The following is a 15,399-nucleotide window of genomic DNA, read 5'->3' as shown; positions in this document are numbered from 1 at the left end:
AGTCGTTACTTTGTAATACAGCAAATCGATCATTTCTCTGCAAAACTTAACTGAACTTTGTCGGGCTGTTTGTGCATCCAGTGTAGCCTAATTCCCAGCATAAATGCGGCTGAAGATAGGCCAATGATAAAGCCAATCCAGAAGCCTTTTGCTCCCATAGGATCCACAACCCAATTTGTCATGCCGAGAAGATAACCCATAGGTAGGCCCAATATCCAATAAGCAATAAAAGTGCGATTGAAGATAGCTGCCATATCCTTGTATCCGCGTAATGCTCCAGCAGCGACGACCTGAACCGCATCAGTAACTTGATAAAGTGCTGCAAACAGCAACAATTGCATTGCAATTGTGATTACAGCTCGGTTGTCAGTATAGAGTAGAGCAATGAATTCACGACATGATACCGTCAAAAACGCGGTGACGAGAGCGAGTACAATTGATAACCCAATAGCGACATGCGAGGCTATAGTGGCGCCTTGGACATTACCTTCTCCCAAATTATGACCTACACGGATACTGGTTGCCGCACCTATGCTCATAGGCAGCATGAAGATAAGCGAGGAAAAATTCATTGCTACTTGATGCGCTGCGACAACGAGTGAGCCCAGTGGCGCAACAAGTATTGCTACAACCGCGAATAAAGTGACCTCGAAAAAGAGCGCGGCAGCAACCGGAAATCCGAGTTTGAACAATCGTTTTAGTGACGGTAAGTGAGGTCGATAGAAGCGATCAAATAAGCGAATGTGCGCGACTCTTTTGGATGTAATAACGTAAGCAAGTAATAGAAAAAACATTATCCAATAAACAATCGTAGTTGCTACACCACATCCTACTCCGCCTAATGCTGGAGCGCCAAATTTTCCATAAACAAATACCCAATTTAGAGGGATATTAAAGATGAGACCAATAAATCCTATCACCATTGCAGGCTGAGTTAATGACATGCCATCAGTGAAACTGCGCAGAGCTTGAAATAATAGGAATGCAGGTACGGCAAATATAACAGCATGCATGTAACCTTCGGTCTTATTCGCCATTAGCGTTTCGACATCCATCCACTCCATGATCCTTGGTGTTTGAAATAAAACCGCAATGATAGGTATAGAAATCACGATAGCTAATATACCTCCTTGCTGAATCTCAAAGGGGATTTTAACTTGTCGTCCAGAACCATTAAGTTGTGCAACTACAGGGACTAGAGCCATTAGCAGTCCCACGCCAAATAAAATCGAAGGTAGCCAAATGCTTGAAGCAATTGATACGGCAGCCATATCAATCGCACTTACTCCACCAGCCATCACAGTATCAACAAATCCCATGCCTGTTTGTGCGACAGAGGCAATCAATACAGGGGTTGATAACTTAATAAGCTTAATGATTTCTTTCTTGTAGAGATGCACTTAAAACTCCTAAAACATGCGATGAAACTCTGGTTTCGTTAGATTTGAAAGTCAGCTTGAGGCGCTATATTGGTTAACAATTTTAGGCTGGGCAGTCATAAAAATACGAATGGAATGATAAATTATTGTTACGCTAACCACCACCAAAACATCAAGATTGCTGGTGGATTCTTATCAATGCTACAAGGCCTGTTGAGTTGGATAAAGACTAAAAGATCTGTTCATCGTCGGCATCGATAGAAAGCTCAACCCTATCAAACTGTTCGTTTATCACCATGTCTAGATGAATGGTATGGCAGCATGCAGGACAGTCTTCGTAAAAGTCCTGACTTCCATTACTCGTATCTAAGCTGATACTGATGGAATGTCCACAATGAGGACAAGACACTCTTTTTTCGGTATGTTGACGCATAATTCTCTCCTTTACGACAACGATGAGAATGATGCATTTGAGTCATTCTAAATGTAAACCTCAGCTGTATTTACATTACTAGTGGCCGATGAAAAACAAAATGCATCTACACGTTCATTACATAAAGCATAATAGGGTGAATGAAGAAAGCGAGTTGAAATAAGCCATAAACTAACACCAACCCAATAAGGGGTTGTAGACAATTCGTTTTTCTAGATTTCACCATGGGGGAGAAACATGGTTTCAGTAAGAGAGTATACGAGTTATTGATGACTCACATTGAGCCAAATAAGATCCGCCAAACTGATTGTAATGGTTTAATAAGTGATAGAGGTTGTAAATATCTTTTCGCTCTTCATAACCCGAACCTAGAGAGAAAATACTTTCATAACCCAGATAAAAGTCAGGATGAAATTTAGAAAAGAGTTCAGTCATCGCCAAATCACATTCTCTATCCCCCCAATAACATGCTGGGTCATAGCAAATTGGACCAAATGGTGATGTCGCAACATTACCGCTCCAAAGATCACCATGTAGAAGAGATGGTCGAGGCTGATGGCCTGTCAGTCTATCTTGGATTAAATGGGTAAACTCCCCAATGTCTACAAGTGTTATGCCTTTTTCCTTCATAAGCTGAAGCTGCCACCCAATGCGTTGCTCAGCGAAGAATCTGCTCCATTTCTTATCCCACTTATTGGGCTGCAAAGTAGCGCCTATGTAATTATCTTGATCAAAGCCATACTCCTTTTGCTCTCCCCATTGATGAAGGGTAGCAAGCTGTTGACCAAATCTGTAACTATTATCAGCATCATCCAAAGGCTTCGTTGGAAAATAATTGAGGATGAGAAAAGCGTGTTCCTTAGATTTTCCAGTTAATATATGTTCAGGGATTAGAACACTCTCGCTTTGCCTCAGGGTGTGGATATTGTCTGCTTCAATTTCGAAATTTGAGTAGAAGTCTCTTTGGTTGATTTTTACAAAATATCGCTGCTCGCCATCACTTATCATGTAACAATCGTTTATGTCTCCTCCATGAATGGGGCTCTTTTCGACAATATTAAAAGAAAACATAAGTGTCTCGGACAATTGATCTGCAATAGCTTGCCACATATCTCGAACCATTATGGTTAACATGATGCTGATATTGTAGGATAAGCGAACACGCTATTCTTAAGCCGATAACAAAATTTTCAACTGTTTAACTACGCTTATTCGATAAATTGACTATTGTGTGATCTTTATCATGATATTGGCTAGTAATTCGAAAATACCCAACGCAGTAAACCAGAAATTTGCAAGCAAATAAATACGCCAGAATCGAGGTGCTGCCTTTCTTCTGGTAACTAGTGACTTTGGTTTTTCCAAATATGTTTACGGAGTTGGGTTGTGAAAAACCATTGATATGTCTTAGTATTAGAGAGTGAATTAGAAACACAATAATGAATGGAGAACGACAGTGGTTGTTGAAACCGATGGCTACCTTGCACTAATTGAACACCTGGCTTTTAATCTCGACATTTTCTCGTCAGAAGATGGGGACACTGGCGCAGAGAGTATCGAAGATGTGGTGACTGACATGGTAGCTAGCAATATTATGACCATTTTTGAGCAGAATCCAGAGCTCCATTCTACGGTGCGCTTCCAGCTGTTAAAAGAGGTCGATTCTGTTGTTGAGGATTTAAGCGAAGTGCTTGCTGGTGTTTGGTCAAAGCCCGCCACAAATGAGCAAATTACGTTTCTTGACGAGCTTATCGCCCTTCTAAAAAATTTATTTGACTCCGCGGTAGCAAAATACGATTAAGAATAATCTGGCTAGACCATTAGTTCAAAGCGGTGTCTGGTGTTGAATAGACTCGTCTGAAATGCCAGAACTTTGAAGCCCAATAAGGGTTGTCTAATCTAGAAACAATGACGCCTTTTGACGTTGATGCATGTACAAAACGCTTTTGACCAATGTAAATCCCGACATGGCGTACAGAGGGCGAAGTTTTGAAAAACACCAAATCTCCAACTAGTGCATTTCTGTATTGTATTCGCTGTCCCACTTTAACCTGCATGTCTGTTGTTCTTGGTAAACGTACATTCAACACGTTTGAATAGGTTTTTTGGACAAAAGCCGAACAATCTATGCCGTATCGACTGTTTCCTCCAAATTGATAGGGGACGCCAGCCCAATCTCTATAAAAACTAAGCAGATTATGTTCCAGTTCACTTGTGATTGGAGAACTCACTGAACCAGAGTTGGTATCGATTAGATGTTCATTATTTGTAGGCGATGTGCACCCTAACATGATGATCATGAATGTTATTGGTGTTAACAGTTTTATCAAACTATCCATGTTAGTCATTCTTATCCGTTTCTGAATGGTTGGGTGAGCATTTTATCAATTCTTTGCTCATTCGTTGTTTGAAACTTTGCTACGCCAATCTCCATTTTATTATGACCTAACTCTGGTTGAGGAATATGGGTATTAAACCACTTGTCCCAAATAGACAAGAAGAAGCCAAAATTAGAATGTGTTTCGCTTAAATTTTGCGAGTGATGTACTCGGTGCATATCGGGCGTGACAATGATTTTACGCATTAAGAAGTCCACCTTTTTTGGTAGGTGAGCATTACTATGATTAAACATGGCGCTAGCATTGAGTATGATTTCAAAACACACGACGGCAATGGGAGAGATGCCAAAGACGATCACTGTGACAATCTTAACCCACATCGAAATGATTATTTCTATTGGATGAAACCGAGTACCCGTTGTCACATCAATATCTTGATCGCTATGATGCATTCTGTGTAGCCTCCATAACCAAGGCACTTTATGAAAAACAATATGTTGGGTATAGATTACGAAATCAAGTATCAGTAGGCATAGGATAAACTCAGCAAATGTTGGTAATTGGAGATACTGCAATACTCCCCACTGATGTTCTTGTGCGGTAACGGCGACATCAAAAGCAAGGACAGGCATAAATATGGTTAGGCATAGAGAATTAAATGACACTAGGCCAAGGTTGTTTAACCATCTAAATTTTTTACTTTGGCTTAGCGTTCTCCTAGGTTTCTTCCACTCCCATAGAGCACAGAGTATTAAAACGACAACGAATACACTCAGCCGAATAGTATCTGGGGTGTCCATGAATTGATTTTTCTCCGGTTGTGTATTTCCAATATCCCACTTGCCATGTAAACTTGGCCCTCTTATTTATTATCCATCAATTCTCATGAGAATCCACGCGTATCATCACTTGTATGAACAGCGTTTGTTATCTTCCACTCGGGCGTATCAAGCCAGGGGTAGCAAGGTTAAACGATGCTCATTTTGTCAAGTAGAGCACACCCTCTGTCTATGTCCTTATCAGCCTAATGTCAACACAGATGTTGCCGTGCTTTTGCTTTTTTCAAGTAATGAAGTGTTCAAGCCTAGCAATACAGGGCGCTTAATCCTTGATACGGTAAAAGAAGGGTATGCGTATCAATGGAGCCGTACAGAGCCAAATCAGGAGCTGTTGGATCTTCTGATTAATCCTTTATACCAGCCGTTAGTGGTGTTTCCACAAGACTATGTAGAATCCAAATATCGCGTCATCAGGGATGAAGACATAGGGCAGTTAAGTGATAACGAGAGAAAGCCATTACTTATTTTTTTAGATGGAAGCTGGAGAGAAGCGAGGAGAATGTTTAGAAAATCTCCTTACTTAGATAACCTACCAGTGCTTTCAATTTCGCCGCAGTCACTTTCACAGTATGTAATGAGGCGTAGTGATAATGATCAGCACCTTGCCACGGCTGAAGTCGCGAGTGTTGTATTAGAGCAATTGGGAGAACATTCTGCAGCCAGAACATTAGTATTGTGGTTTGATGCCTTTAAAGAGAGCTATTTGATGAGTAAAAGTCAAACAAAGTCAGATACGCAAAGGCCGAAACTACAATATTACCTTAGCTATAAGAACATATGATAAGAGATGTGAAGGCCTTGAAAGGTTGAGTTAATGCACAAATAAGCACGGTATCACGGATTGTAGGCCTATTGATGTAGATAATAAGAAAATTATCGAATTTAGACTGAGTTTTAGGAGAGAGGTAATGTTCTACGGTTTTGATGTTGGAGGTACAAAAATTGAGTTTGGCGCTTTTAACGATCAACTAGAGCGTATAGCTACTGAACGCGTTGCTACACCGACAGATGACTATCTGCTGCTTATCAGTACCATTGCAGAGCTGGTTGAGAAATACGATAGGAAATTTGGCTGCAAAGGCAGTATTGGACTTGGGATCCCTGGAATGGAATATGCCGATGACCAAACGGTGTTAACTGTTAATATTCCATCCGCAAATGGCAAACCACTGCGTAAGGATTTGGAAGCGAGAATCGGTCGTCAAATTAAAATAGAAAATGACGCCAACTGCTTTGCCCTATCCGAAGCTTGGGACAAAAGCCTTGATGAGGAAGAATCCGTTCTTGGACTTATTCTCGGTACTGGCTTTGGTGGTGGTATCGTACATGATGGTAAAGTGTTTTCTGGCCGAAACCATGTGGCTGGTGAAGTAGGGCATACGCGACTGCCTCTAGATGCTTGGCTTTTTCTCGGAGAAAATGCACCTTTATTTGGCTGTGGATGTGGTAAAAGCGGTTGTTTAGATAACTACCTATCTGGACGCGGCTTTGAGTTACTCTATATGCACTATTACGGTGAAGAAAAAAAAGCGCTTGATATTATCAGTGCATATCAGAGTGGAGAAAGTAAAGCAGCAGAGCATGTAGATCGCTTTATGGAATTGTTGGCGATTTGTCTAGCTAATATTTTTACTGCTAATGATCCCCATGTTGTTGTTTTAGGGGGTGGGCTATCGAATTTTGAGGTGATATACCAAGAAATGCCTAAGCGCATTCCTAATTACCTGATGTCGGTTGCTAAATGTCCCAAAATTATGAAAGCTAAGCATGGTGATTCAGGTGGTGTTCGCGGAGCAGCGTTCCTAAATATCAAGTAAAAAAAGAGCTTGCTAAGGCAAGCTCTTTTAATATGTTTAGATACACATCTTTTCTGCGTTTAGTGATTATAAATCAACGACACAAGAAACATATCTAGCTTCGTCTGCTGTAACCAATAGTGGGTTTGATGTGTCATGTAATTGAACACTATCGAATTTGCTGAAGCCTGAGACCCAGGTGTGATAATCCAATGTAGCCGGCCAGCCAAAACGGTCGTACATACTACCTGCTGTTTTTTGATATTTATTCAAACTATTTAACTCACTAATTGAAGGAATATGCCATCCTGTTTTACCTGCAAATTCAATTGTATTAAGTTTTTGACACCAACGGTAGGCTTGGCCATCTTTACCGGCGTCTCGATTTGATGAACCAGTAGAGCTCGGTGGCACTGCGCCGTCACCATCTTGACGAAAACTTGCAAAGTGGTATCCCGCTGGGCCATTATTTCCATCTTCATAATTCGATGTAGCATAACTATCACCCGTATTGGTCGAGTTATCTTGGATAGAATAGCCAAGTTTTGCGATGAGTGCCGTCGAAGGTGAACTCGTAAACCACTTGTATGTTGGTCCTGCTGGATCGTCAGAATCAAGTACTTCCCTTATCTTCAGACACTCGCCTGATGCTGTGCTTATGCTGTCATCATCAATACCACCGCCCAAGTTTTTGTTGAGGGGGTTGCCTGTTGTGTGTCCACAAACTAACGTTTCTATCACATCAAGAGTAACAGGGTCGCTTGTTACACCATTGAGGGTAGCGGTAACTTCAGTCGTGCCAATGGTATTAGGCATTGCAACACCTTCATCATCAAAAGAAACGATATTATTGGTAACTTCAAATTTGACCAGTTTGGTAATGTCTTGCTCATTACCGTCATCATACTTTCCAGTTACTTTATATTGAAGCGAGGAATAAATTTCCTTGTTACCAGTATCTATAATTATTTCGTATATCCGTGCTTCTGGGTCAACTGTTACTTGGTTAGAACCTGAACTATTAGAATCTGCGTTATTCGAACCATTAGTGTCACCTTCGAAGGCTCCGCCAGAACCGCAGCCTACCAATAATAATACGATCGCTACAAATGTTGTTAGTTGGGTAGTGTGTTTAAGATTATTCATTTTTATGGCTCCAAATTACTCTGAAATAAAAACAGTGATATCAACACGTCGGTTTAAAGCTCGACCTTCGATGGTTTCATTACTCGCAATAGGAGCCATTTCTCCTTTTCCTTCAACTAGGATGCGATCTTTGTCAACACCGTTGTTCTCGAGTTTTTTTGCGATATATTGAGCTCGTTTTTCAGAGAGTTTTTGGTTATAAGCCTCTGAGCCTGATGTGTCCGTATGACCAATTACCTTTACTTTGGCCGCTGGGTTATCAGTCATGAGTTGAGTGATTTGCACAACCTCTTTTTGCTGAAGAGATAATTCTGATTTATCTACCCCAAAGGTTTTCATTTCTTTCGATAGTTGAGTTGAATAATGATAAATAGTGCGAGGTACGATCATTTTAGATTCGCACTCTTCTTCGTTGGATTTGATTACAGGAATAACAATTTTCTGTTTTTCGCTGCGACCAAAATGATACGTCAATCCTAATAAAGCACCGTGGCTATCAAATTCACCGGTTTGTTGGCTTCCAATACCATCAATATACTGATAGCCAAGATCTAGGTATAGGTCTTTTGCTATCGGAGCTGTCACCCCAATTTTATATATTGGAGAAAAACCATTATCACTGTAATGAGCATTGGGTGAAGACTTGTCTAAAGACCAATAAGCAGCACCTGCGTAGCCGTAGACAGATAGTTGCTGGTATAGAGGATATGCGTAGCGTAGACCAGTGCGAGCTAGAGATGTTTCTATACGAATAGAGTTATATGCTCCAGTCATCTCACCTAGGTATTGATAACCTAAATCCCAGCTTAAATGGTTTGTTAAGTTAATACCGCCATATATGCCTGCAAGTGGACTGTGTGGGTCGCTATATGGGTAGTTAGTGTCAGATGAAACCTGATAGCCAGTTTCAGCACCGACGAAATAGCTTATATTAAAGTCATTAGAGCTGTAATCTGTGACTTCAGCAAAACCTATAGCAGGTACTAATATTAATCCGCTTGTTAAAGCGCAGAGTTTTTTAAACGAACGCATAATAGTTATAAATCTCACCAATGTATAAAGTGGTGGCGATGCTATATGCGATATAAAAAAACACAAATGAAATAATTATGATTATATCAATAAACTATGAATAATTGATGAAATTATCAATTCATGGAATTTCAACTATTCACATGTGCATTTAATAGACTGAAATATTTAGCTTTTATTCTTTTCATGAGGCTTTATCTAGGATAAAAGGCCTTTTAGGATAATTTATCGTGAAAGGTGATGGAGATCTAAAATTTATTACTCAGAAGTATAGCAATTATGTATGTCTCTCATGTTTTGAAAGGCTACAGAACATTCCAAAGATGCTTTAAAGCAAAACTTAATGAGCTTCTTTTGCTGTAAGGGCTATCGTTGCGATAGCCCTTAATACGCTTTATTTATCCTTAGAACCAATGCCTCGATTCTCTTTTTGCGCAAGAGTGATCTTCTCAAAGCCTAATTTTCTAAAATGATTGTCCCGAAAGTTACGCACTGCCTTTGTGTCTGATACGGCCTCAATTTGCTGTTCCATCTTCAGGAACTCAGAGATGTCTATCCCCTCAGCTTGAGCAACGGCTTCATGTATGTTGTGGTGTTGCTGGTAAGAAAACGTCAGTGTTTTGTTTTTACCTTTGTATGTGTATTCGATTGTGCGTGCCATAAGTGTCTCGGATGGTTGTAGGGCATAAAACCGCTCTTATTAATTTATATTTTGCACTGAAGTAAGCTCATTGTCACTGTCTCTGAACATCAGCTGAGAGATTGGTATTCATTTCAGGTGTTTGCTTAGAACCCCTGTTGTTGCGTTTTGTCTGAAAAGTCCTTTAGCTCTTTTGGTGTGTTTAAATTAATAAAGCAGTCCGGTTCATCACTGAAGTCGACAAATTGAGTGTTACACTCTTGATAGAAACGCTTCATTTTCCTCTCTCCGTCGCTCAAAAACGTGACTAACCTGCCCAGTACTTTTTTATGATAAAGAGAGAATACTGGTTGTGCCGACTGCCCATCATGAGCAACGAGTATTTCAGATTCTTCTTTTACTGCGGAGCAAAAACGCTCGACCAGATTTTCTGTTAACGCAGGGCAATCGCAAGGGACAAAGCCAACCCAATCTTTGTTTGATTCATATAAGGCCGCATGAATTCCTCCCATTGGTCCTAGGAAACCTTGCAAATGATCTTTGATGACAGGAGCAAATTGAGAGTAAAGCTCGACATTCTGATTGGCGCTAATCCTTATGTCTGAGGTTTGAGCCGACAGACGTTCGAACACATGCGCTATCAGTGGACGATCGTTAAGCAGGATAAGCCCTTTATCTGTTTCGCCCATGCGTTTGCCTTGTCCGCCAGCTAAAATAACCCAACTGGTGTTTTCTGGAAGAAGCATAGTCATCCTCATATTGACCTGAACTTATCGAGATTTTTATCTGCAAAGTAAAGTGATAGAGAAATGAGTTTATCACTCGTGGCTCGAACACAGGTTGATTGTTGTCAAAATAAATACTGTTAAATATCAATTAATTATGTCTATTTTGACTCGTTTTGAAATTTTTTTTAAAAAAAGTGTGTTTTTAGTGCATCCAAAACTCATCTTAGTGCGTCTCTTGTATGAAACCTTTTAAAGCTAAGGAGAATACATGAAGCTTAATATGAGCTTAGCCGCTTTGACATTGGCAGTGGTCAGCACCTTTTCTGTCGCGTCGCCTAAACTTGACCCATCGATTAAACATCAGCCTAAAGATGGCGTCATTAATGTGTATGGCCCTGGTGGTCCAGACACAGCACTTCGAAGTGCAGCGAATGCCTACAGTGAAAAAACAGGTGTTCCGGTAAAAGTCATCGCAGGTCCAGAATCTAAATGGACTCGTGACGCACAGAAAAATGCAGATCTAATCTTTGGTTCTTCAGAGCAATCCATGAGCGCATTTGTTGAAACCTATCCATTTATCACCGATATGGATGTAAAACCTGTTTATCTTCGTCGCGCTGTTATTGCAGTACCTAAAGGTAATCCAAAAAATATCAAAGGGATTCAAGACTTACTAGATGAACCTTCACGTATTGTCGTGACAGAAGGCTTGGGAGTATACAACACATCAGGGACAGGTGTTTGGGAAGACATTGCAGGACGTAAAGGCTCTTTGGCTGATGTGCAAAACTTCCGCAGCAAGATTATTGCTTATGCCAAAGGCAGCGGGGCAAGTTTTAAGGCATTCCAAGAGCAGAAAGCCGACGCTTGGATCACATGGATCCATTGGCCTTTAAATCATGCTGATAAGGTTGATTATGTCGAGATTGAACCAGAAAGACGGATATATCGAGATTTGACATTAGCTAAAACACGTGGTGCAGAGCCACAAACTCAGGACTTCATCGATTTTGTAAATAGCGACCAAGGTAAAGCTTTCTTTACTCGCGAAGGTTGGACTCAATAATTAAGGAAACCAAATAATGAAAAAGTTAATTATATCTTCACTTCTAGTTGTACCTATGGCTTACGCAACGGCATCTTCAAATACGACCGAGACTTCAGTGGGCGAAGTGTATGTGGATGGTGCAGGTAAAACGCTTTATACCTTCTCTAAAGATCCTGTTGGGCAATCTGTATGTACAGATAAGTGTGAGACCTTATGGCCACCTCTACTGGTTAACGATAAAGCAAGCAGTCAGTTTTCGAAAAGCTCAGAGTTTAGCCAAGTGACTAGGAAAGATGGCAGCAAGCAATGGGCATTAAATGGTAAGCCACTTTATCGATGGTTCAAAGATCAAAAAGAGGGCGACATTGATGGCGCTGGTGTCAAAGGTGTATGGCCAATTGCACGCGCTGATGATGTTGCAGTAAAACTCTATAACGATGGCAGCCGTCGATACTTAGTCGATGATAACAACTTGACGTTATATACCTTCGATAAAGACAAGAACAACCAGTCAGTGTGCTACGGTGATTGTGAAGTGAAATGGCCACCTGCTTATGTTGACTCGGATTTAACGCAAAAAGGTATCGACAACATTAAGCTAACTGGAGGATTTGGTGTTACCAAGCGCAAGGATGACACATACCAGTGGACTTTTGAGGGCAAACCGCTATATCGTTGGTTTAAAGATTCCCAAGCTGGTGAAACAACTGGCGATGGTGTCAAAAATGTTTGGCATCTGATCACTCAATGAGGAAAAAGTGAGCGACGATAAACATCAAATCGGTTTACTGCTCTCCAAAATAGCGCTTCGAGACCGAGAGGCTTTCGAAGCGCTTTATCAGTTAACCAATACAAGATTATTTAGTCTTATATACAATGTGGTCAAAGATGAACATATCGCCGCTGACATATTACAAGAAGGTTATGTAAAGCTTTGGTATAGCAACAATGAGTATGTATTGGATTATCCTTGGGCTTGGCTTTGCCAAATTATGAGAAACATGGCAATAGATGAAGTCAGAAAACGAGAGCGCCGCAAGGAAGAACTGACTGAACATCTATTAGAAGATGCGATTCAACTTAGCGAATCAAAGACCGAATCTGGCTTGAACTATTGCCTTCAGTCTCTTGCTGAAGAAAAACGAAATGCAATTGTATTGGCGTATCAACATGGTATGAGCCACCAAGAGATCGTCGAGTATGTGAAGACACCTCTAGGTACAGTTAAATCTTGGATTCGTCGTGGGTTACAGGAATTGAAACTATGTTTGACAAGATAAACAGTAAACGATACCAAAATCCCCAACTGAGAGAAAAACTGGCGGGTGAATACGTGCTTGGTACACAAACAGCCAAAGTGCGCCGCAGAATGGAAGCCTTAATCAAGGCGGATCCGACTTGGTGGGTTCATATAGAACAATGGCAGCAACACCTATCAGGCCTCAATCCTAGTTCTGACCTTAACGCTTCGACTAACACCTTCAAAAAACCTTCCAAACGGGTATGGACCAATATTGCCAACAGCACGTTTAGATTAGGCAAACGTGAGAAAAGTATCCGCTGGTGGTGGTTGCCAACAGGTATGGCTTTCTCTTTATTCGTGGGTATATTTTTACAACCAACCCTTATGCAGCCTTCCTCGGACATAAATATCGTTGAGGTGCGTCCGGCAAGTTATTTGGCAATGATGTCATCAGATACACAAGCCAATCACTTTGCATTGGTGGCTTATCAGGGAGATAAACCCGGACAGTCCAGCTTGCGTATGCAAAGAAACCTCTCCATGGACAAGATCTCTCAAAGCAAAGCCATGGTTTGGATGCGCGATAATTCAACAGGTGAATTAAAGTTAATTGATAGCTTGCAAAACATTAATGATATTCGTTACATGTCACCGAACGAGTGGCAAATGTTAAAGAGCAGTTCAGAGTTACTCGTAACCGCAAATAGAGATCCGAATAGTGAGGTGCTTTATCGTGGTCGATGTGTTGAGTTAAGCGACTGGCGAGCAATTTAATATCGAGAACCTACTTAAAACCTGACCCAGGCTTTTGGTGTCAGGTTTGAGCAGTAATTAGACTGTAGAAGAACAAGTTGGAACAATTGATGTAGTTCATAGTTTCAATTTGGTACAATCCCCCGCAAATCATATACGAACATATTTTCTCTACTAAACTGAGTTGGAGAAAGGGGGATAGTCTTATCATAAGTACCAACAATATTACGCAGCAATTTGGTGCGAAACCGTTATTTGAAAACATATCCGTCAAATTTGGTGATGGAAACCGCTACGGTTTAATAGGCGCCAATGGATGTGGTAAGTCTACCTTCATGAAGATTTTAAGCGGTGAGCTCGACCCAACAGGTGGTAACGTCAGTTATGACCCAAATGAGCGCGTCGCTAAGCTGAATCAGGATCAGTTTGCTTACGAAGAGTTCACTGTGATCGATACCGTTATCATGGGCTTTAAAGAACTGTGGGAAGTCAAAAAAGAACGTGACCGTATCTATTCTTTGCCTGAAATGACAGAAGAAGACGGCATTAAAGTGGCCGAACTTGAAGTCGAATTTGCCGAAATGGATGGCTATATGGCTGATGCCAAGGCCGGTGAATTACTGCTAGCGGTTGGCATTCCTGAAGAACAGCATTATGGATTGATGAGCGAAGTCGCACCGGGGTGGAAGCTTCGTGTCCTGTTAGCACAAGTGCTATTTGCTGACCCACATATTATGCTGCTCGATGAGCCGACCAACAACCTTGATATGGATACCATTCGCTGGTTAGAAGACACGCTTAACCAGAGAAACTGTACCATGATCATTATTTCTCACGATCGCCATTTCCTCAATTCAGTTTGTACCCACATGGCAGACTTAGATTACGGTGAATTGCGTCTATTTGCTGGTAATTATGATGAGTATATGGTTGCAGCTACTCAGGCTCGTGAACGTTTACTGGCTGATAATGCGAAGAAGAAAGCTCAAATTGCCGAGTTAAACACATTCGTCGCGCGCTTTTCTGCCAATGCATCTAAGGCTAAACAGGCCACTTCTCGTGCCAAGCAGATCGACAAAATCCAGCTAGAAGAAGTGAAGCCATCGAGTCGCCAGAATCCGTTTATCCGTTTTGAGCAGTCTAAAGAATTGTTCCGTAATGCTTTAATTGTTGAAAACTTATCTCAAGGTTACGAAGAGGATTTGTTCTCAGACTTCAATGCTATTTTTGAAGTAGGTGAGCGGGTTGCCATTATCGGTGAAAATGGTGTCGGTAAAACAACATTATTGAACACGCTTGCAGGCGTATTGGCACCGCGTACTGGTGAGTTCAAATGGTCTGAAAACTCTAACATAGGCTATTACGCTCAAGATCATGCTGAAGAGTTTGCTGAAGACATGAACTTAATGGACTGGATGGGCCAGTGGCGTCAGGCTGGGGATGACGAACAAGTCATTCGCGGTTTCTTAGGACGTATGTTGTTTGGCCAAGACGATATTAAGAAGTCTGTCAAAGTTCTTTCGGGTGGTGAGCAAGGGCGAATGCTGCTGGGCAAGCTTATGATGCACAAACCGAACATGTTGCTGATGGACGAGCCGACCAACCATATGGATATGGAGTCTATTGAATCTCTCAATACGGCGCTTGAGCAATACAAAGGCACGCTTTTCTTCGTATCTCACGACCGCGTGTTTGTGGACTCGTTGGCAACTCGTGTTCTGGAAATTAAAGAGGGTAAGATTAACGACTTCCGCGGCACTTACTCGGAGTTCCTAAAATCGAAAGGAATTGATGGTTAACCCTTCTATAGTAATCAGAGCCTCGCATATGCGAGGCTTTTTTGTATCTGGGTGAGTTTTTAGATGTGTAGGGGGATACCATTTATTAGGGGATTTTTGATGATCATATCTTGGATAATATGTGCTGTTAAAAATTCATAATACGCTGGTGCGTTTTTATGTGATGACAGAAGACATAGCTAGATGTATTTAGTTTAATTTTTAGTGAGTTATGATAAATTGAG

General features: G+C 41.1%; 17 protein-coding genes. 8 read left to right on the top strand and 9 right to left on the bottom strand.

What is annotated here, in order from left to right:
- Positions 1-29: 29 nt before the first annotated feature.
- The 3 genes from MHN79_RS12055 to MHN79_RS12045 form a co-directional block, all read right to left on the bottom strand.
- On the bottom strand, positions 30-1,400 hold the full coding sequence (locus MHN79_RS12055; protein ID WP_239173093.1) for an MATE family efflux transporter: 1,371 nt from the start codon (positions 1,398-1,400) through the stop codon (positions 30-32).
- Between the two features lie 208 nt (positions 1,401-1,608).
- A complete protein-coding gene (locus MHN79_RS12050; protein WP_239173092.1) occupies positions 1,609-1,812 on the bottom strand; it encodes a CPXCG motif-containing cysteine-rich protein in 204 nt (67 codons plus the stop codon).
- A 243-nt stretch (positions 1,813-2,055) separates the two neighbouring features.
- Entirely contained in the window at positions 2,056-2,922 is an 867-nt protein-coding gene (locus tag MHN79_RS12045; protein WP_239173091.1) for a fructosamine kinase family protein, read from the bottom strand.
- A gap of 346 nt (positions 2,923-3,268) precedes the next feature.
- Here MHN79_RS12045 and MHN79_RS12040 point away from each other — a divergent pair, with 346 nt between their 5' ends.
- Positions 3,269-3,613, top strand: coding sequence for a DUF3802 family protein (locus tag MHN79_RS12040; RefSeq protein WP_160927836.1), 345 nt, complete (start codon positions 3,269-3,271; stop codon positions 3,611-3,613).
- Positions 3,614-3,632: 19 nt separating this feature from the next.
- Here the strand turns inward: MHN79_RS12040 and MHN79_RS12035 are convergent, their stop codons facing one another.
- Together MHN79_RS12035 and MHN79_RS12030 are read right to left on the bottom strand one after the other, a co-directional pair.
- On the bottom strand, positions 3,633-4,160 hold the full coding sequence (locus MHN79_RS12035) for an NlpC/P60 family protein (protein WP_239173090.1): 528 nt from the start codon (positions 4,158-4,160) through the stop codon (positions 3,633-3,635).
- 2 nt (positions 4,161-4,162) lie between these two features.
- Entirely contained in the window at positions 4,163-4,951 is a 789-nt protein-coding gene (locus MHN79_RS12030; protein WP_239173089.1) for a sterol desaturase family protein, read from the bottom strand.
- A gap of 85 nt (positions 4,952-5,036) precedes the next feature.
- Here MHN79_RS12030 and MHN79_RS12025 point away from each other — a divergent pair, with 85 nt between their 5' ends.
- Complete coding sequence (locus MHN79_RS12025) at positions 5,037-5,771, top strand: tRNA-uridine aminocarboxypropyltransferase (protein WP_160927635.1); 735 nt, start codon at positions 5,037-5,039, stop codon at positions 5,769-5,771.
- 127 nt (positions 5,772-5,898) lie between these two features.
- The gene (nagK, locus tag MHN79_RS12020; protein ID WP_239173088.1) at positions 5,899-6,807 is read left to right on the top strand and encodes an N-acetylglucosamine kinase; all 909 of its coding nucleotides are present in this window, start codon (positions 5,899-5,901) and stop codon (positions 6,805-6,807) included.
- 66 nt (positions 6,808-6,873) lie between these two features.
- On the opposite strand, the gene MHN79_RS12015 is transcribed toward nagK, so the two are convergent.
- The 4 genes from MHN79_RS12015 to mobA form a co-directional block, all read right to left on the bottom strand.
- Complete coding sequence (locus MHN79_RS12015) at positions 6,874-7,932, bottom strand: hypothetical protein (protein ID WP_239173087.1); 1,059 nt, start codon at positions 7,930-7,932, stop codon at positions 6,874-6,876.
- Between the two features lie 15 nt (positions 7,933-7,947).
- Positions 7,948-8,964, bottom strand: a complete 1,017-nt coding sequence (locus MHN79_RS12010) for an OmpA family protein (RefSeq protein ID WP_239173086.1) — start codon at positions 8,962-8,964, stop codon at positions 7,948-7,950.
- A gap of 394 nt (positions 8,965-9,358) precedes the next feature.
- The gene (locus tag MHN79_RS12005; RefSeq protein WP_160927627.1) at positions 9,359-9,625 is read right to left on the bottom strand and encodes a DUF2960 domain-containing protein; all 267 of its coding nucleotides are present in this window, start codon (positions 9,623-9,625) and stop codon (positions 9,359-9,361) included.
- Positions 9,626-9,750: 125 nt separating this feature from the next.
- A complete protein-coding gene (gene mobA, locus MHN79_RS12000) occupies positions 9,751-10,350 on the bottom strand; it encodes a molybdenum cofactor guanylyltransferase MobA (RefSeq protein WP_239173085.1) in 600 nt (199 codons plus the stop codon).
- A gap of 250 nt (positions 10,351-10,600) precedes the next feature.
- Here mobA and MHN79_RS11995 point away from each other — a divergent pair, with 250 nt between their 5' ends.
- The 5 genes from MHN79_RS11995 (at position 10,601) to MHN79_RS11975 (ending at position 15,175) form a co-directional block, all read left to right on the top strand.
- Positions 10,601-11,398: a substrate-binding domain-containing protein gene (locus MHN79_RS11995; protein ID WP_239173084.1), complete on the top strand. Its 798-nt coding sequence runs from the start codon at positions 10,601-10,603 to the stop codon at positions 11,396-11,398.
- A 16-nt stretch (positions 11,399-11,414) separates the two neighbouring features.
- Complete coding sequence (locus MHN79_RS11990) at positions 11,415-12,131, top strand: hypothetical protein (protein ID WP_239173083.1); 717 nt, start codon at positions 11,415-11,417, stop codon at positions 12,129-12,131.
- Positions 12,132-12,138: 7 nt separating this feature from the next.
- Complete coding sequence (locus tag MHN79_RS11985) at positions 12,139-12,660, top strand: sigma-70 family RNA polymerase sigma factor (RefSeq protein ID WP_239173082.1); 522 nt, start codon at positions 12,139-12,141, stop codon at positions 12,658-12,660.
- A complete protein-coding gene (locus tag MHN79_RS11980) occupies positions 12,645-13,397 on the top strand; it encodes a hypothetical protein (RefSeq protein WP_239173081.1) in 753 nt (250 codons plus the stop codon). Before MHN79_RS11985 ends, MHN79_RS11980 begins: the two co-directional genes overlap by 16 nt.
- A 185-nt stretch (positions 13,398-13,582) precedes the next feature.
- The gene (locus tag MHN79_RS11975) at positions 13,583-15,175 is read left to right on the top strand and encodes an ABC-F family ATPase (protein ID WP_114787622.1); all 1,593 of its coding nucleotides are present in this window, start codon (positions 13,583-13,585) and stop codon (positions 15,173-15,175) included.
- The last annotated feature ends 224 nt before the right edge of the window (positions 15,176-15,399 follow it).

Source organism: Vibrio sp. Of14-4 (genome assembly GCF_022347625.1).
Lineage (GTDB): Bacteria > Pseudomonadota > Gammaproteobacteria > Enterobacterales > Vibrionaceae > Vibrio > Vibrio pristinus.
Note: the sequence above shows the minus strand (reverse complement) of the source record. Positions and strands in the feature narration are given on the sequence as shown.

Excerpts from the sequence above, each read along its gene's own strand:
- MHN79_RS12015 (WP_239173087.1), bottom strand. The coding sequence starts at position 7,932 with ATGAATAATCTTAAACACACTACCCAACTAACAACATTTGTAGCGATC.
- mobA (WP_239173085.1), bottom strand. The coding sequence starts at position 10,350 with ATGCTTCTTCCAGAAAACACCAGTTGGGTTATTTTAGCTGGCGGACAA.
- MHN79_RS12005 (WP_160927627.1), bottom strand. The coding sequence starts at position 9,625 with ATGGCACGCACAATCGAATACACATACAAAGGTAAAAACAAAACACTG.
- MHN79_RS12025 (WP_160927635.1), top strand. The coding sequence starts at position 5,037 with ATGAGAATCCACGCGTATCATCACTTGTATGAACAGCGTTTGTTATCT.
- MHN79_RS12035 (WP_239173090.1), bottom strand. The coding sequence starts at position 4,160 with ATGACTAACATGGATAGTTTGATAAAACTGTTAACACCAATAACATTC.
- MHN79_RS11990 (WP_239173083.1), top strand. The coding sequence starts at position 11,415 with ATGAAAAAGTTAATTATATCTTCACTTCTAGTTGTACCTATGGCTTAC.
- MHN79_RS12010 (WP_239173086.1), bottom strand. The coding sequence starts at position 8,964 with ATGCGTTCGTTTAAAAAACTCTGCGCTTTAACAAGCGGATTAATATTA.
- MHN79_RS12045 (WP_239173091.1), bottom strand. The coding sequence starts at position 2,922 with ATGTGGCAAGCTATTGCAGATCAATTGTCCGAGACACTTATGTTTTCT.
- nagK (WP_239173088.1), top strand. The coding sequence starts at position 5,899 with ATGTTCTACGGTTTTGATGTTGGAGGTACAAAAATTGAGTTTGGCGCT.
- MHN79_RS12030 (WP_239173089.1), bottom strand. The coding sequence starts at position 4,951 with ATGGACACCCCAGATACTATTCGGCTGAGTGTATTCGTTGTCGTTTTA.
- MHN79_RS12050 (WP_239173092.1), bottom strand. The coding sequence starts at position 1,812 with ATGCGTCAACATACCGAAAAAAGAGTGTCTTGTCCTCATTGTGGACAT.
- MHN79_RS11980 (WP_239173081.1), top strand. The coding sequence starts at position 12,645 with ATGTTTGACAAGATAAACAGTAAACGATACCAAAATCCCCAACTGAGA.
- MHN79_RS11995 (WP_239173084.1), top strand. The coding sequence starts at position 10,601 with ATGAAGCTTAATATGAGCTTAGCCGCTTTGACATTGGCAGTGGTCAGC.